Origin of the sequence: Parerythrobacter aurantius (assembly GCF_045291475.1) — a bacterium.
Classification (GTDB): domain Bacteria; phylum Pseudomonadota; class Alphaproteobacteria; order Sphingomonadales; family Sphingomonadaceae; genus Parerythrobacter; species Parerythrobacter aurantius.
The window spans coordinates 790,223-806,966 of record NZ_CP147985.1; the positions used below are offsets into that span (position 1 = coordinate 790,223).

Annotated in this window: 15 protein-coding genes; 2 read left to right on the plus strand and 13 right to left on the minus strand. The window is 66.4% G+C overall.

Annotation, left to right across the window (positions count from 1 at the left end):
• Nucleotides 1-5 precede the first annotated feature (5 nt).
• From pufA to WAB17_RS04025, 7 genes are all read right to left on the minus strand, one after another.
• The gene (pufA, locus tag WAB17_RS03995; RefSeq protein WP_435418739.1) at nt 6-188 is read right to left on the minus strand and encodes a light-harvesting antenna LH1, alpha subunit; all 183 of its coding nucleotides are present in this window, start codon (nt 186-188) and stop codon (nt 6-8) included.
• 10 nt (nt 189-198) lie between these two features.
• Nucleotides 199-429, minus strand: coding sequence for a light-harvesting antenna LH1, beta subunit (gene pufB / locus WAB17_RS04000; RefSeq protein WP_435418740.1), 231 nt, complete (start codon nt 427-429; stop codon nt 199-201).
• A gap of 127 nt (nt 430-556) precedes the next feature.
• Nucleotides 557-2,002 (minus strand): chlorophyllide a reductase subunit Z, encoded by a 1,446-nt coding sequence (gene bchZ, locus WAB17_RS04005; RefSeq protein ID WP_435418741.1) that lies wholly within the window; start codon nt 2,000-2,002, stop codon nt 557-559.
• The gene (bchY, locus tag WAB17_RS04010; protein WP_435418742.1) at nt 1,999-3,528 is read right to left on the minus strand and encodes a chlorophyllide a reductase subunit Y; all 1,530 of its coding nucleotides are present in this window, start codon (nt 3,526-3,528) and stop codon (nt 1,999-2,001) included. Before bchY ends, bchZ begins: the two co-directional genes overlap by 4 nt.
• Before the next feature lie 3 nt (nt 3,529-3,531).
• Nucleotides 3,532-4,515 (minus strand): chlorophyllide a reductase iron protein subunit X, encoded by a 984-nt coding sequence (locus WAB17_RS04015; protein ID WP_435418743.1) that lies wholly within the window; start codon nt 4,513-4,515, stop codon nt 3,532-3,534.
• On the minus strand, nt 4,512-5,447 hold the full coding sequence (bchC, locus tag WAB17_RS04020) for a chlorophyll synthesis pathway protein BchC (RefSeq protein WP_435418744.1): 936 nt from the start codon (nt 5,445-5,447) through the stop codon (nt 4,512-4,514). Before bchC ends, WAB17_RS04015 begins: the two co-directional genes overlap by 4 nt.
• A 107-nt stretch (nt 5,448-5,554) precedes the next feature.
• Nucleotides 5,555-6,685 (minus strand): methyltransferase, encoded by a 1,131-nt coding sequence (locus tag WAB17_RS04025; RefSeq protein ID WP_435418745.1) that lies wholly within the window; start codon nt 6,683-6,685, stop codon nt 5,555-5,557.
• Nucleotides 6,686-6,728: 43 nt separating this feature from the next.
• Between WAB17_RS04025 and crtD the strand changes: the two genes are divergently transcribed.
• A complete protein-coding gene (gene crtD, locus WAB17_RS04030) occupies nt 6,729-8,282 on the plus strand; it encodes a 1-hydroxycarotenoid 3,4-desaturase CrtD (protein ID WP_435418746.1) in 1,554 nt (517 codons plus the stop codon).
• The gene (locus tag WAB17_RS04035) at nt 8,213-9,121 is read left to right on the plus strand and encodes a hypothetical protein (protein ID WP_435418747.1); all 909 of its coding nucleotides are present in this window, start codon (nt 8,213-8,215) and stop codon (nt 9,119-9,121) included. Before crtD ends, WAB17_RS04035 begins: the two co-directional genes overlap by 70 nt.
• A gap of 6 nt (nt 9,122-9,127) precedes the next feature.
• Here WAB17_RS04035 and WAB17_RS04040 read toward each other — a convergent pair whose 3' ends face one another.
• From WAB17_RS04040 to WAB17_RS04065, 6 genes are all read right to left on the minus strand, one after another.
• Complete coding sequence (locus tag WAB17_RS04040) at nt 9,128-9,265, minus strand: hypothetical protein (protein WP_435418748.1); 138 nt, start codon at nt 9,263-9,265, stop codon at nt 9,128-9,130.
• Nucleotides 9,266-9,267: 2 nt separating this feature from the next.
• On the minus strand, nt 9,268-10,173 hold the full coding sequence (gene bchO, locus WAB17_RS04045) for an alpha/beta fold hydrolase BchO (protein ID WP_435418749.1): 906 nt from the start codon (nt 10,171-10,173) through the stop codon (nt 9,268-9,270).
• Entirely contained in the window at nt 10,170-11,864 is a 1,695-nt protein-coding gene (locus WAB17_RS04050) for a VWA domain-containing protein (protein WP_435418750.1), read from the minus strand. Before WAB17_RS04050 ends, bchO begins: the two co-directional genes overlap by 4 nt.
• Nucleotides 11,861-12,862 (minus strand): magnesium chelatase ATPase subunit I, encoded by a 1,002-nt coding sequence (gene bchI, locus WAB17_RS04055; protein ID WP_435418751.1) that lies wholly within the window; start codon nt 12,860-12,862, stop codon nt 11,861-11,863. The genes WAB17_RS04050 and bchI overlap by 4 nt, the downstream gene beginning before the upstream one ends.
• 43 nt (nt 12,863-12,905) lie before the next feature.
• Nucleotides 12,906-14,171 carry an MFS transporter gene (locus tag WAB17_RS04060; RefSeq protein WP_435418752.1) on the minus strand — a complete coding sequence of 422 codons (1,266 nt, stop codon included), beginning with the start codon at nt 14,169-14,171 and terminating at the stop codon, nt 12,906-12,908.
• 104 nt (nt 14,172-14,275) lie between these two features.
• Entirely contained in the window at nt 14,276-16,612 is a 2,337-nt protein-coding gene (locus WAB17_RS04065; RefSeq protein ID WP_435418753.1) for a TonB-dependent receptor, read from the minus strand.
• Between the last annotated feature and the right edge of the window lie 132 nt (nt 16,613-16,744).

A 16,744-nucleotide genomic window follows, 5' to 3' on the forward strand; every position in this document is an offset into this window, starting at 1 on the left:
CGGGTTCAGGTTAGGCTTTCCGCCTGTTCCACCATGGCCGTGGCCGCCGGGGCGGTCGGGCCTTCGATCCAGTTGAAGCGGTTGGTGCTCAACAGGATGAAGTGGATCAGCAGGGCCAGGACGAACAGGAAGATTGCCAGGGCAACCAGTGTCCGACGCGGGTCGAAAATCAGCCAAAGTCTCCACATGGTCTCTCTCCTATCCGAAGAACGTGGTCAGGGCGGCCTGCGCCACGCGCACACCATCGTCGAGCGCGGCATAGCCGTTCACGCCGGGGAACCACGGACGCCACATCCACACCAGCGCGTGGGCGATGATCGCCACGATGGTGAAAAAGATGAAGCTGCTCATGAAAATCTTGTGAAATTCCTTGGCCTCCTCGGGCGTGAGATACGCCCCTGGACCAAAGCGATCAGAGTCTTCGCTCATAGTTCCTTCTCCGGTTTAGCCCCCCGAAAGCCGCCGAGAGGCGCCTCCCACGGGTGTTCCCGGCCGGCCGACGTGGCCGCCCAGGTCTGTGATGCCGGACAAGGGCCCGGCAAATGGCGTCGGCGGGTCATGCGCCCGCCCCTTCGAGCAGCGCCGCGGCGAGGCGGTCTGCGGTAACTGTTGTGTCTCCGGCGAGGCGTGCCTGCCGCTCGGCGGCATCGCGCAGGCGCTTGGCGGCGGAAATCCGCACCAGCACCGGCTGCGCCTCGACGATGGCATCGAGCTTGGTCTTGGCCTCCGGCTCCCATGCGAGCGCGGCCTGGTTGCGCGCCGGGGTCTGGGCGCCTGCATCCATCTGGGTCGATAGCGGCAGGATGTGGAACAGCGCGTCGAACAGCGCATTGCACACTTCCTGCACCAGCCAGGTCGCGCCGGAATAGCCCATGTAGGGCGTGCCGGTGTGCCGCCGGATCGCCGCGCCGGGGAAACTCGCCGGGATATATAACCCGCGCGCGCCGCACTCAGCCATGTACATCCGTTCGTTGTAGCTGCCAAACACCACCATCGGCGGGTTCTCGGCGATCGCCTCGCGCACTGCCTGGTTATCGGGCTTCACCCCGGCCGAGCGGCTGAAGGCAAAGGCGCAAGGCAGGCCCATGTCGTTTTCGAGGAAGTTGCGGATACCGCGGGCGTAGGTCTCGTTCGCGACGATGCCGAAATTGGCGGTACCGAAAAAGTCCTGCGTGACCGATCGCCACAGGTCCCACAACGGCTTGATCGTGGTGTGCTTTTCCTTTGTGATGAAAGCCTCGGGGTCGAGCCCGGTCAGATCACCCAGCTGGCGCAGGAAGCGGGTGGTCGAGTCGAGGCCGATGGGCGCCTGCAGGTAGGGCCGTTCGAGCAGCTCGCACAGGTTCCGCCCGAACTCGCGGTACATGCAGATGTTGACCGAGGCATCGGCCAGCCGGCGGATATCCGCCAGATGCGTGCCGAGCGGGAAGACCATGTTGACCTCGGCCCCGATCCCTTCGACCAGCCGCCGGATCTCGGCGAGGTCGCTCGGCATGTTGAACATGCCGTAGGAAGGCCCGATGATGTTGACGAGCGGCTTGTCGCCTTCCCTGAGTTTGCGCGGCTCGGGCATCTTCTTGGGCCCGAACTCGGTCCACAGCCAGCTGAGCGCGCGGTCTTCGGACTGCCACTGGTCTTCGTCGATGGTGCGCGGCAGGAAGCGCTTGATATTGGTGCCTTCAGGCGTGACCCCGCCAGCGATCATTTCGGCGATGGAGCCTGTCACCACAACGGCGGGCAGGTCGGGGTCGAGTGACTGCCACGCGCGCTTCATCGCGCCTTCGGTGCCGGTCTTGCCGAGTTCTTCCTCTCCCAGCCCGGTCACCACGATCGGCAACTCGTGCGGAGGAAGCCCGTCGGTGTAGTGCAACACGCTGGTGACCGGCAGGTTCTCGCACCCGACCGGACCGTCGACGATCACCTGCAGACCCTTGACCGCGGTGAAGGCGTAGACCGCACCCCAGTAACCACCGGCCCGATCGTGATCGAGGATCAGCGTCATGAGCCCACCGCCTCCGCAGCCTTCGCGGCGGCAGCATTCTGTGCGGCATACTTGGCCTTGAACTTGGGCCGGTCGACAGGCGTCTCTTCCCAGATCCCGCTGGCATGGCCTTCACCGACGCCTTCGAAGAATTCGCGCATCCGGGCGAAGCGTTCGCGGTTGCCGATGGCGGCATTGACGACCTGCGCCAGGCTCCCCGCCCCTGCCGGCCCCATCAGCGGGCGGGCGGATATGAGGTTCGTGAAGTAGAGCGCCGGGATCGCCTTGGCCTTGGCATGCTGGACAACCGGCGTGGTGCCGATCGCGAGGTCTGGCCCGAACTCCTCGACCGCAGCAATGTCCTGCTCGAGGCTGGCGCGATAGTTAACCCGGACTCCGCGCGCCTCGAGCCAGTCGCGGTCGGCATCGGACCACAGCGTGCGCGGACAGGCGGTGCCGACATAGGGCACTTCGGCCCCGCTTTCGATCAGCAGGCGGGCAACCAGCAGTTCGGAGCCTTCGTAGCCCGAGACGGTGATCCGTCCTGTGATCGGCTTGGCTGCGAGCGCCTTGCGGATCGAGGGCAGGATCACGTTCTGCGCGGCGGCGATCTGCTCCGCGCTGGCGCCCGTCGCCTCGCCGATGCTGGCGAGCCATACGGCAGTGCCATCGACGGCGACCGGGGCAGAGCCGACGACCTTTCGCCCCGCCGCCTCGAATTCGCGCACGCTGGCAGTATAGAAGGGATGGATGGCGGCAATCACGGCGCCATCGAGCGCGGCGTAAAGCTCGCGCCATTCGCGGGTCGGCACCACCGGCCCCGCTGCAAGGCCCAGCGGGGCGAGCATCATGCCGATGCCCACCGGGTCGGCCGGGAACATCTCGCCAAGCAGGGTCACGCCAGGCTTGTCGGCTCGCGTGGCAGGAGCCGCCACCGGACCCTGCTGCGCCTCCTCGCGCGCATATTTGAGCATCGCCCCGGCGAGCACATCCTTCGCCTCGGCATGGGTCGGGACGCCGAACCCGGGCACGTCGATGCCGATGATCCGCACCCCGTTGATCGCGTCCGGGAGCAGCCGCAGCGGTACCCCGCTGGCGGTCGGGACGCACAGGTTGGTGACGACGATGGTGTCGTATTTTTCCGGATCGGCCATCTGCTCGACGGCTTCCTTGATGTCCTCGAACAGCTTGCCGGTGACGAGCGTCTCCGAACTGAAGGGAACGTAGCCGACGCTGCGGCGTGCACCGTAGAAGTGCGAAGTGAATGTCAGCCCGTAGACACAACAGGCTGACCCGGAGAGGATCGTCGCTGTGCGGCGCATCCTCAACCCAACCCGGAGCGACCCGAAGGCTGGGCACATCGACTGCGGTTGGTCATGCGGACCAACCGGATAGTCCTTTTCGAACTGTTCGAGGATCTCGCTCTTGCCGGCCTTGATGGCCGCGTCGCGCATGGTGTCCGCGCCGCCATGGCAGCCGCTTGCCGACTGCGGATCGAGATCGATCCGGTCCGGGGCGCGCTCTGTAGGGGCGGCGAGGTCGGTCATCCGCTACACCTCGTCATAAATCACCTCGAGCGACGGCTTCTCTTCGTAAGTGCCGCCGCGCATATCGGCCTGGGTCGCGGGAACGAGCTGGATGTCGCCGCCGACGTCCTCGGGCGAGAACAGACCTAGAAGGCCTTCCTGCTCCAGCGGGGTCGGGCGACGCGGCGGGGCATTGGCGACATTGGTCGCCAGTTCTTCGAACAGCCCACCCCATTCGCCGCCGGGCATGCCAATTATCTGGTAATTGGCCGATTTGCGGCGGATATCCTCGTTGGCGGGGATCGCGGTCAGCACGGGGATGTCGACCGCCTTGGCGAATGCCTGCGCCTCGCCGGTGCCGTCGTCCTTGTTGATGATCATGCCGGCAACGCCAACATTGCCGCCCATCTTGCGGAAATACTCGACCGCCTTGCAGACATTGTTGGCGACGTAGAGCGATTGCAGGTCGTTCGATCCGACGACGATCACTTTCTGGCACATGTCGCGCGCGATCGGCAGGCCGAAGCCGCCGCAGACCACGTCACCGAGGAAATCGAGCAGGACGTAGTCGAAGCCCCAGTCATGGAAGCCGAGCTTTTCCAGCAGTTCGAAGCCGTGGATGATCCCGCGGCCGCCGCATCCGCGGCCGACTTCGGGCCCGCCCAGTTCCATCGCGAAGACGCCATCGCGCTGGAAACACACGTCCTCGATCGTCACTTCCTCACCAGCCAGCTTCTTCCTGGAGCTGGTTTCGATGATGGTCGGGCAGCTCTTGCCGCCAAACAGCAGGCTGGTGGTGTCGCTTTTGGGATCGCAGCCGATCAGCAGCACCCGCTTGCCCTGCTGCGCCATCATGTAGCTGAGGTTGGACAGCGCGAAGCTCTTGCCGCTGCCGCCCTTGCCGTAGATCGCGATGACCTGCGTTTCCGACTTGGTCTCTCCGGTGTGGACCGGATCGGGCTCTTGCGCGGCTTCCTCGCGGAGCGTGGCGACGTCCAGCATGCTCATGCGGCTTCTCTCCAGTCGAGCACCATCTTGAGGCACTGCGGGTCTTCAAAGGCGGTGGGGTAGGCGCGCGCCGCGTCGGTCGCAGGCGCCTGGTGCGAAATGAGGCCCGACAGGTCGAGCGCGCCGGTTGCGATCAGCGCATCGACCGAGGCGAGATCGTCGGGCTGCCATTCGGCGGCAATGCGCAGCCGCGCTTCGCGCTGGAAGGCGGGCGGGAATGTGAACTGGATCGGCTGGCTGTAGAAGCCGGCCAGCACCAGCTCGCCGCCCTTGGCCAGCCGGGCGATAAAGCCATCCATCGCCGAAGCGTCGCCGCTGACGTCGTAGATGCTGGCATAGTCGCGCCGGTCGTCATCGTCCGGGTGGACCACGCTGTAGCCCTGCGCCCCGTCGTGACGCGCGGCATTCGTGTCCCACACCACGGGCGGCGGCGCCCCGGCTGCGATCGTCAGCCGCGCCAGCAGCCTGCCGAGGATGCCGTGCCCGACGATCAGTTCGGGCGGATTGCCATGCGCGATGGCATGGAGCGCAGTCGCTGCCAGTGCATAAAGGATGCCGTCACGACCGAGCGACTCGGAGATGGAAAGCGCGCGGGCGGAGGGGAGGATGACGGTTCGGGCCGATCCGCCGAACAGGCCGCGCGCCTCGCGATAGCAATTGGCGCCGGGAACGAAGACCCATTCTCCCATTCTGCACGTAGTGGCAGAACCGGTTTCAACCACGCGGCCGATCGACTCGTATCCGGGCACAAGCGGGTACCCCATGCCCGGAAATGCGGGCATCTTGCCGGTCCAGAGGAGCTTTTCGGTGCCGGTGCTGATGCCGCTCCAGTGGATTTCGACACGCACATCGTTCTCGGTCAGGGGAACCAGTTCAAGGTTCCGCAAGGACAGACGCTCTGGCGCGTCGAGAATGATGGCTGACGTTTCCAAACAGCTCCCTCTCTGGTCCCACTCGTACAGCGGAGGGACTCCGACAGCCGTCTAGGTAACACAACACGACTGGTTGTCAATTTTTCTAGACACTTTGCAGTGTCCGGTCACCCTGCTTTGGTAGCCAGCAATGCCCGCGCAATGACGGGAAGCGGCGTCCCGATCTCCGCGACTCGGGCAAATCCGGCCTTTCGGACCATTTCCGCCGTCTCGGCAAAGGGACGGGGACGACCGGAGCCGATGGCCCAGAGGTATAGTCCGAAGTAGGCATCGCCCATCGCTTCGGCGCCCCTAGTTTGGGCCATGGGTTCGAGGATCAGGAGCTTACCGCCAGGTGGCAGCGACTCGAAGATTGAAGCGAGCAAGGCCTGCGCCACGTCGTCATCATGATCGTGCAAGATGCGGACGAGGGTGACGAGGTCATAACCGATCGGAATCGAGTCCTGTCGGAAGCTGCCCGGATGGAGGGTCACGCGAGCATCCAGTGCGGTTCCGTCAAAGCGGTCGCGGGCAAGCGGGATGACTTCGGGCAGGTCGAAGATACCGAGCTCGAGACCTGGCGCACGGATCCCGATGGCCTCGACAAAGCCGCCAGATCCCCCGCCGACATCAAGCATTCGCCGATGCGAACCAAAACGATAACGGCCAATGATCTGCTGCCAAACCATCGGCTGGGTTGCGGCCATCAGCTGCGTATAAGGCTGCGACGACCGGCCGCTCTCGCCCGGAGTGGCATAGGTCCAGAAGGCTGCAAGCGCATTGCCCTCCCCGGGGGCACGGCGCAAGATTTCGAGCGGATCTGCGAGATCGCGGTACAGCAACGCATGATGCGCGACCATCGCCATGGCGCCCTCATTCGCGGAGAGTTCGGCCCCGGTCTGCCCCAGCGTCCACAGGCCCGGTTGTGGCGACTCGGCCAGACCGAGCGCTTCGCCGGCACCGAGCAAGCGCAGCGCCGCCGCTTCGTTCAATCCGGCAAGCGCCTGCACATCATCGAGGCGCATCAACCGCGCGCGCAAGGCAGGGAGCAGACCCGTCACGACATAGACCTGCGTCACCTGCGTATAGACAAATCCGGCTATGAGATTGAACTGCCGCGCGGCCCTGTAACGGGCTACGCTGCGAAAGACCGGCCAGCGCGATGCCCAGGATTGGAACCGAGCGCTGCCGAGCACTGCGTTGCGACGCAGCACCAACCGAGTTTTCCAGCTCAATTCGGTTTCACCGTTCTTGGACATATTGTTATGTCCAATGAACTGGACCCGTGTTAGCCTGCGGTCAATGACGGAAGCGCCAACCATCATAATCGGAGCGGGCATAGGCGGACTCGCCAGCGCTGCGCTGCTCTCGGCACGCGGCGTGCCGGTGGTGGTGGTCGAAAAGGACCATTCGCCCGGCGGCAAGATCCGCCAATTGCCGGTCGAGGGTGTCGATATCGATGCCGGTCCCACCGTCTTTACCATGCGCCCGGCGCTGGAAGCGATCTTCACCGATGCCGGTGCGCGGCTGGAAGATCACCTCACTCTCACCCGTGCCGACGTGCTGGCCCGGCACGCGTGGGACGATACCGGCCATCTCGACCTCCATGCCGATCACGAGGCCAGCGTCGATGCCGTGGGCCGCTTTGCCGGAGCCCGTGCCGCCGAGGGATTCCGCAGCTTCGCCGCCGAAGCCAAGAGCATCCATGACATACTCGACAGGCCGTTCCTGCAGGGCAGCAAGACCTACCCGCCCGGCCTGATGTGGCGCATCGGCCTGTGGCGCGTGGGCGCGCTGCTGGCGATCCGGCCCTACGAGAGCCTGTGGCAAGTGCTGGGCGAACATTTCGCCGACCCGCGCCTGCGCCAGCTGTTCGGCCGCTATACCACCTATTGCGGCTCGTCCCCTTTCCATACCCCCGCCACGCTGATGCTGATCGCCCATGTCGAGGCGCAAGGCGTGTGGGCGATCCAAGGCGGGATGAGCGCCCTCGCCTCGGCGCTCGAAAGGGTGGCCCGCGCCAATGGGGTGCGCTTCCGCTATGGGGCCAATGCCACCTGGATCCGCACCAAGGGAGGGCGCGTGACCGGCGTCGGCCTCGAAAGCGGCGAGGTGATGGATACTCCGTCGGTCATCTGCAATGCCGATCCGGCGGCCCTTGCCAAGGGCCTCTTCGGCACCAGTGCTGCCAGGTCGGTCCGCCCGATGCCGAAGGAAAGACGTTCGCTTTCGGCCATGGTCTGGCTCGCGAAGTCCGGGACGAGCGGCTTCGCACTGGATCACCACAATGTGTTCTTCTCGCCCAATTACCCGCGCGAGTTCGCCGAGATCGAACAGGGCCAGGTGCCTTCCGCACCCACCGCCTATGTCTGCGCGCTCGACCGTGGCGGCGGGGCAGTGCCGGACGGTCCGGAGCGCCTGCAAGTCATCGTCAATGCGCCCGCCAATGGCGACACCCACACCTATGGCTCCGAGGAGAGAGAGCGATGCACGTCCAACATGCTGGAGCGGCTGCAGGCCTGCGGGCTGGAGCTGGAGATGCCGCTGCCGCACGCGCTGATCACGCCGCACGATTTCTCGACACGCTTCCCGGCGACGGGCGGGGCGCTCTATGGTCGGGCTTCGCACGGGTGGGCGGCCTCCTTCCTCCGGCCCGGGAGCCGGACAGCGATCCGTGGGCTCTATTGCGCGGGCGGGGCGACGCATCCTGGCGCGGGCGTGCCGATGGCCGCCTTGTCGGGGAGACTGGCGAGCGAGGCCGTCCTGAAAGACCGTGCTTCGACGCGGTGGTACCACCGCAAGGCTATCGCTGGTGGTATGTCGATGCCATCAGCGAATGCGGCGCCTACGGGCTGACCATTATCGGATTCATCGGCAGCGTCTTCTCGCCCTATTACAAGAAGTCGGGTCGCGGCGCGCCGATCGATCATAGCTGCCTCAATGTCGCGCTCTACGGCCGGCGCGGCGCGCGCTGGGTGATGACCGAGCGGGGCGCGGGCGATGTTTCGCAAGAGCGCGACCAGCTGCAGATCGGCCCCAGCGCCATGCGATGGGAAAACGATCGCCTGATCATCGATATCGAGGAACGCGACATCCGCCTCGGCATCCCCTGGCGGCGACGGGTCAAAGGACGGATCGTGCTCCACCCCGAGGCGATGAACACCCGCCCCTTCCGCATCGACCCGGCGGGGCGGCACATGTGGCAGGCTTATGCCCCCCGCGCCCGGGTCGAGGTAGAGATGGAACAGCCGGGCGTGTCATGGCAGGGCAGCGGCTATCTCGACGGTAATCACGGCAGCGAACCGATCGAGGCCGGCTTCAAGAGCTGGCACTGGTCGCGCGCCCACGCCGGGCGGGACGTCGGGGTGATCTACGAAGGGACCCGGCGCGACGGCAGCCATTTCGCCAGCGCGCTGCGCTTCGACCACACCGGCACCCCGCACGAGGAGGAGCTGCCGCTGGTTGCCCCGCTGCCGCCGACGCTGTGGTTGATGCAGCGCCAGACCCGCGCCGACCGGGGCCATGCCAGCGTGATCAAAACGTGGGAGGATTCGCCCTTCTACGCCCGTTCGGCGCTGGAAATGCGGATGTTCGGGCACAAGGTCATGGCCGTGCAGGAAAGCATATCGCTCGACCGGCTGATCAACCCGGTGGTGCAGTTCATGCTGCCGTACAAGATGCCGCGCGAGACCTAGCAGGCGCTATTCGGCCTCGTCCTTCTTCGCCGCTGCTTCCTTGTCCCTGGCAATCTCGCGGTTGACCGACCACAATTGCCACGCCCCGAAGCCGAGCGCGACGGCGCCTGAAAAGATGATCTCGATGAAGCCGAGGTTTTCCATGGTCAGCCCTTCCCTTGCGCGTCGTCGAAGAAACCGGCGATCAGTTGCGCGATCTCTTGCGGGCGTTCTTCATGCGCAAGATGCCCGAGCCCCTGCAGGGTGACAAGCCGGGCACCGGGAATGAGTCTCGCCGACCCCTCGACTGCCGATCCGGGAATGGCCGTGTCGCCCTCGGCATGGACCAGCAGGACCGGCGCGTCGAGCAGCGGCAGGCTTCCCTGCAAATCCTCGAGCCGCCAGTTGGCCATCATCCGGATCGCACCGTCGCAATGGCCCGACTTCGTCAGCAGCGCGCGATAGGCCCGCAGCCCCGCCGCATCGAGGCGGGAGCCGGTCGCCCGTTTCAGGAACCGCCCGGGCTCGGCCGGAGCGCGCATCATCCGGGCGACGATGACCGAAACCACGGGATTGGCGAACAGCAGTTGCGCCAGCGAGGGAAAAAGCTTGGCCGCCAGCCCGGGGAACGGCAGCAAGGCGGGGTTGAGCCCGACCAGAGGCACCTTGCGACCGCTCGCGAGCAGCATCTGGATGCCGATAGCGGCTCCGGCGGAATGGCCCACGATCAGGTCGGGCGCGAAGTCTTCCTCCGCCAGCAGCGCCTCGACCGAGGCCGCCATGCCCCGCAGCGTCACCGCCTGCCCGAAGTTGGAGCGGGTGAAGCCGTGCCCCGGCAGGTCCATCGCCAGCACTTCGAACCGCTCGGCCAGCAGCGGCATCAGGTCGCGCCAGCTATGGGTCGCAGCGCCGGTGCCGTGCAGCAGCAGGCAGCGCGGCGCGCCTTGCCCGGCAACTTTCGGGCCCATCCGCTGGACGTGCCAGTGATAGCCGCCATTGGCGATGAACCGGCTGTGCTCGCGGATGGGCCAGTCGGCACCGTCGCGGTTCCAGTCGGGATAGCGCCCGCTCATCGCCCTTGCGCTGCCGAGACCGTTTCGATGGCCTCGACCATCGCCGCACTGCGGGCATGGGGCAGCGCCAGATAGGTCCCGCGCAAGGCGGCAGCGAGCGCGGCGGCTTCCTCGCGCGGGCGCGGGGCGATGTCGATCACCACGCTGAGATGCCCGGACAGCGCGATGGCGCGCGCCCATTGCTCGACCTCGGCGGCGGCGCGGTCGCGGTCGGCCTCGCCGTCAAGTGCCACATTGGCCTTACCGTCGGTCAGCAGCGCGATGGTGGGTGTGAGCCCGCGCTTCTGCGAGCTGTCGGCCATCAGCAAGGCTTCCCTAAGGCCAGCAGCGAGCGGAGTGCCGCCCCCGCCCGGCAGCGCCCCGAGAGCCCGTCGCGCGCGGGTGAGCGAGCGCGTGGGGGCCAGCAGCACTTCGGCCTCGGCCTTGCGAAAGGCAATCAGGGCGACCTGCGAACGCTTCACATGCGCCTGCGCCAACATCAGCTCGACCGCGCCCTTGGCCTCGGCCAGCCGTGCCCGCGCCGAGGAACCGGAAGCGTCGACGGCGAAGATGGTCAGGCTCTCGCGCCGCTGTTCGAAACGGCGGATGTGCAGGTCGTCGGTGCGGATATGCAGCCGCCCGGTGCCCGGCGCGCCTACCTTGGAACGGCGCAGGCCCTGCCAAGGCGCGGCGGCGCGCAACGTATCGACCAGCGCCAGCCGCCGCCCCTGCCCCGGCATGCCTGGCCGCGATCCGAGCGGCCGCCCGCGCCGCGCCGACTTCTGCTTCTGCCCGCTGCGCCCGGCCTGCCCGCGCCCTTCGCGCAGGGCGCCCTGCTGCATCAGGTCAAGGACATGCGGCGGGATCGAAGCGGCGGCAGCGGCGAGGAGGAGGTCTTCAAGCGGCAGGTCCTCGGGCGAAGGGGGAGGAGTACTGCTGTCGCCATTCTCATCAGGCGTGCTCTCAGGTGCCGGAGGGGGAGAGGTTTCATCCTGCTCCATCGGCATGCGGGTGGCGCGCGGAGCCAGCACCAGCCGCACTGCGGCGGCAAGGTCTTCGTCCGCGATCCTTGCCGCGCCACGTAAGGCCGCATGGTGCCGCGCCGCCTGCTCGGCGAACAGGACGGGCCGGATCGAGGCAATGCCCAGAGCCGCCGCGCTTCCGGCGAGCGCCTTGCGTTGGCGGGCAGTTGGCGCGCGGACCGGCGCCGCAGCACCTCTCTCCAGTGCGAAATCCAGCGTATCAGCGCGGGTCAGGTCGCAGTGGAACGCCGCGCGCTCCAGCAGGGCCGGAGGCGGGGCTTCGTCCGGCTCGATGCCGTCGTCGAGCAGCACCAGCGCCAGCTCGCCGCGATCGACCGCCTGCGCCAGTTGCGCGGCAATGCCGGGGTTGAGCCGCTCCGCCATGGGCACAACCAGAACGCCACTCGAGAGCCGTTCGAACAGGCCGGGGCGCATCGTCCGTGTGCCGCTCGCCAGCGTAGCGGGCAGGTCGATCCCGCCTGCGAGCAGCTCCGTATCGGCATTGATCGGCAGCTTGGCTACGGGGCGTAATGGCGCCAAGGCAGCCACGAGCTGTTCCACCAGCACATCGCGCGCCGGGCCGAAGCCGCGCAGCACGATGCCGCTGAAGCGCAACGGATGGTTGGTGAAGAGTGAAGCAGCGAGCCTAGCGTCCGCCAGCCCGGGATCGCTGGCGAGCGTCTCGCTCAACCGAACAGCTCTACGAGCGCCCGTTCGATCCGGACCGTCGAGCCGGTTTCGTCGAGCACGTCGCGCCGCAGCCGGTGGCGCAGCGCCAGCGGGGCCATGCGGGTGAGATGATCGAGGGTGGCCGATTTCTCGCCTTCCAGCGCCGCCAATGCCCGCGCGGCCCGCATAAGCGTCAATTCGCCGCGCAGGCCATCGACCCCCACCGCCTGACAGATCGCGGCCGTGTTGCGCAGCATCTTGGGCGAGATCTTGACCGACTTGAGCGTTTTCTTGGCCGCAGCGATGTTCGCCAGCACGGCGGCATCCTCGTCCGCCCACTTGGCAGCAAACTTCCTGGGATCGCGCTCCTGTGCGTCGCAGCGACGCATAATCTCGACACGCTGGTCGAGATCCTGCGGGGTGCGGACTTCGACCGAGAGGCCGAAGCGGTCGAGCAATTGCGGGCGCAGCTCGCCTTCCTCCGGGTTGCCGCTGCCGACCAGAACGAAGCGCGCATCGTGGCGTACGCTCAGCCCCTCGCGCTCGACCAGGTTTTCGCCCGAGGCGGCGACATCGAGCAGCAGGTCGACGACGTGATCCTCCAGCAGGTTGATCTCGTCGATATAGAGAAACCCGCGATGCGCCTTGGCCAGGAGCCCGGGCTCGAAATGCTTCTCGCCGGTCGACAGTGCCTTTTCCAGGTCCAGCGTACCCAGCACGCGATCTTCCGTCGAACCCAGCGGCAGGTCGACGAAGGGCACGGCGATCTCCACGCTGCGCTTCGAGGTGCAGCAATCGGGGCAGGAGCCGCGATGTTCCGGCGCGCAGTGATAGCGGCATCCCTCGACCGCCTTGATCGGCGGCAATGCAGCGGCGAGCGCGCGCGCGGCGGTGGACTTGCCGGTGCCGCGATCGCCGAAGATCATCACCCCGCCGATCCGCCCGTCGACCGCCGCCACCTGCAGGGCCAGTTTCATCTCTTCCTGGCCGACGATGGCGCTGAACGGGAATGCACTCATTTCAGCGACCTAACACAGCTTACCCAGCACGCAAACCGGCGCGTCAGTCGGCCACCGCCAAGGCGCCCTCGTTGCGACGGATCACGGGGATCAGCCAGTGAAACCACGCCAGTGCGAGCAGGTAGGACGACGACGCGAACACGAACAGAGGCGCGAAACCCAGCCCCGCGTCCAGCACGCGGCCCGCGACCAGGCTGATCGCGACCCCGCCCATATTCCCCATGAAGGCACCGAAGGCCGTCACCCGCGCCACCTTGGCGTTGGGCACGACATCGGTGATGGTGGAGAACAGCGACAGCGAAAAGCCTTGGTGCCCCGCCATGACGATGCCCATCATTACCGCCACCGGCCAGAAGGAATCGATCGCCAGCACCAGCGGCAGCGGCGCGACGACCAGCGCGGACACGAGCATCACGGTCTTGCGCACCCGGTTGACCGGCCACCCCCGCTCTAGGAGCCGTGTGGATGCCCAGCCCGCCAGGAGCGCTCCCAGGCCCGAACCGGCAAAGGCAATCGCCAGCGGCACGGCCAGTTCGAGCGTCGAGAGGCCGAATTCCTTGCGATAGTAATCCGCCAGCCAAAAATTGATGAACCACCAGGTCATGTCCGACAGCGCCTTGGCGACGACGATGCCCCAAGTTTGCCGGTTGGCGAGGATATTTCCGTAGCCGCCGCTGTCCCCTGCGGGATGCTCGTCGGTCGCTTGGATGGTGCTCTGGCGCAATTGCGCAAGGCCGCGGGCCAGGACCATCCATGCGACGAGCGAGATGAACCCACCGATCCCGCCCACCACCAGCGCCCCGCGCCAGCCGACCGCCAGCGCGATCGCCGGGATGACGAACGGCATGGCGATGGTGCCCGCGCCCGCCAGCAAGGTGGCGAAACCGAAGGCGAGCGAGCGCCTGTCCGGCTCGAAAAGCGTGGCGACGGTCTTGATGGTGAGCGGCGTCTGGACCGCTTCGGTCACGCCCAGCCCGACTCGCGCGGCCACTACCTGCCACGTCGTCATCGCCCAGCCGTGCGCCATCGCGGCCAGGCTCCAGGCCGATGCACCCAGTTGCATCGAACGGTGCACCCCCAGCCGGTCGACCAGCCAGCCGGTAAACAGGAAGGCGAAAGCGGCAGAGAACTGCGTCACCGCCGCCAGATCTCCGAAATCGCTGTCGGTCCAGCCGAAGTCCGCCATCATGTCGGGCTTGAGGATCGCGATGATCGGCCGGTCCATCGCGTTGAATACGCCGGCAACGCACAGCGTCGTGAACAGCGCCCAGCGCAGGCGGGTGGAGATAGGATGCGACGAACCGGTCATGGTCGGCTCCGGCAATGGAGGGGTTCGGTGGAAATGGAAAGGGCCGCCGGTTTGTACCGGCGGCCCCGTTCCTCGCTAGCGACCGCGAAGGGCCCTTGCGGGCATCAGATGCCGACCCGCAGCGAGACACCGACATAGCGGTCGGCATCGCGCGGGATCTGCAGGCGCTGGCCCGCGCTCACATTGAGCAGGGCGTAGCTTTCGTCGGTGATATTCCGGACGACGAAGGTCAGGCGGTACTGGTCGTCGGGATCGGAGAACCCGATCGAGGCGTTCCACAGGCCGTAGGGATCGATCGGACCCTGCTCGCCGAGATCGGAGAACTGCTTGCTGACGTGGCGGAAGTCGGTGTCGAGATAGAGCTTGAACCCGCCCAGATCGGTCTCGTATCCCGCGCCGAGCGTATAGACGAACTTCGGCGCGAGCGGCAGCTGGGTGCCGTTGCGGGCATCCGGCGCATTGGTCAGCGGGTTGGGATTGAACCGCTTGACCGTCGCATCGGCATAGGCCGCGCTGGCGCGCAGCGTCAGGCCGTCGACGGGTACGGCGAGGAGATCGGCTTCGAAGCCTTCGCTCTTCACGACGCCGGCATTGGTCAGGTTGCTCACCACCGCCCCGTTGAGCAGCACGAAGTTGTTGGCCTGGAACCCGTCGTATTCCACCGTGAAGGCCGCGAGGTTGAGCTGCACGCGGTTGTCGAGGAACTGCGATTTCAGCCCGATTTCGAAGGCGTCTGAGGTTTCCTCGTCGATCGGGATCGCATTGGTCGGCGCCGTGTGGTTGAAGAAGACGTTGAACGCCGGCCCCTTGTAGCCGCGCGTGTAGCTGCCGTAGAGCATCACATCGTCCGACGGCGTGAACTGCAGCACCGCCTTGCCCGAAAGATTGCCGTTGCTGCTGTCGCCGCGCGAGGTGTTGGTCCCGTTGCCGCCGCCGGCGATGGTGCCTCCGGCCGGGTTACCCGAAACGCCGGGGCCGGTCGCGGGCAGGCCCGTGACCCTGTTGCGGCCCGGTGCGCGGGTGTGGATGTAGTCGAGATCGTCCCAGGTGTACCGCAGCCCGCCGGTCAGCGCGAACATGTCGCTGAGGCGCCAGGTGGCCTGCCCGAACAGGGCGAGGTTGCGCGAGTTGACGTCGCTCACCGAGGTCGCCGTGGGGAAGATCGTGTTGACCGTGTCGGCAAGGTTGCAGGGCCGCGCGCCGCTGACCGGGTCGACCGGCAGGGTGGAGCTGGCGCAGCTGATCACTTCGCGGGTGAAAAGCTGCTGGTTGTCGGACTTCCAGGCGAACGCCCCGACCTGGTAGAAGAAGTCCTTGCTCTGATCCGATGCAAGGCGGATTTCGGACGAAAGCTGCTCGGTCTTCACCGTTCCGTCATCATGCAGCTGCGCAGTGCCCACGATCGCGCGCGGCAGGAAATCGCCTTCGCGCAGTTCGCGGTTGCGCCAGTTGCGATAGCCGGTGACGACGCTCAGCGTGTAGTCGGAGAAGACCTCCATCTCGGCCGAGGCGGTCAGGCTCCATTGCTTGTCCTTCGTGCGCGTCACGAGGTTGTGGTTGACATAGCGCTGGTCGAGCCCCTGCGCCACGCCGCCCGGCAGGCCCAGTTCTGCATCCAGCGTCGCACCGCGGCTGACCGTGGTGATGTCGGCACAGCAATCGTCGTCGGCCTGGAAATAATCCGCGATCAGGCGGAAGCTGCCGCCCTCGCCGTCCCAGTCGAGCAGGCCGCGCGCGCCGTAGCGTTCGTAGCCGTTGACGTCCTCGGTCGTGCCGCCGAACACGTTTTTGATGTTGCCGTCATAGGTCCCGTAGAACCCGGTGATACGGCCGGAAAGATCGCCGCCGAGCGGCCCGGCGACGGACCCACGCAGCCGGTATTCGTTGCCTTCGTACCATTCCGCGCGGAACTGGCCGTCCACTTCGTCCGTGCCACCCTTGGACACGATGCTGACGAGGCCGGCGCTGGCATTCTTGCCGAAGAGGGTGCCCTGCGGCCCGCGCAACACCTCCAGCCGCTCGGCATCGACCAGGTCCATGAAGGCCTGGCCCGAACGCGACAGGACGATGCCGTCGACCACCGTTGAGACGCTCGGCTCTGCGGCAATCGAGAATGTGATGGTGCCGACGCCGCGCATGACAATGGCGCTGTTGGCGCTGGTCGTGCCCTTGCGGAAGGTAACGGACGGAACGAGCTGGGTCAGCCCTTCGAGGCTAGTCGTGCCGGTCTGTTCCAGGCGATCGCCGGTAATGGCGGTAATGGAAATCGGAACGTCCTGGACATCTTCGGCGACCTTCTGGGCGGTGACGACGATCACGTCGATCCCTCCGCCTTCGGTCTCGTCGGCATCCTGCGCATGGGCCTGGGCGGATGCAACCATGCCGAGCATGCTCGTCGACAGCACCAGCGCGCGCGTCGCGCGGTTCCGGAAATTCCTCATGTGTCTCTCCCTCAACGCCGCTGCCATGCCCCGACGCTCCTCCCGCATCGCAACCGCATGGCCGACATGGGCGAAAAATGCGCTGGCGCGCCATGTATGTCAAGCGTTGTCATATGCTGCTTGATCGGGCCT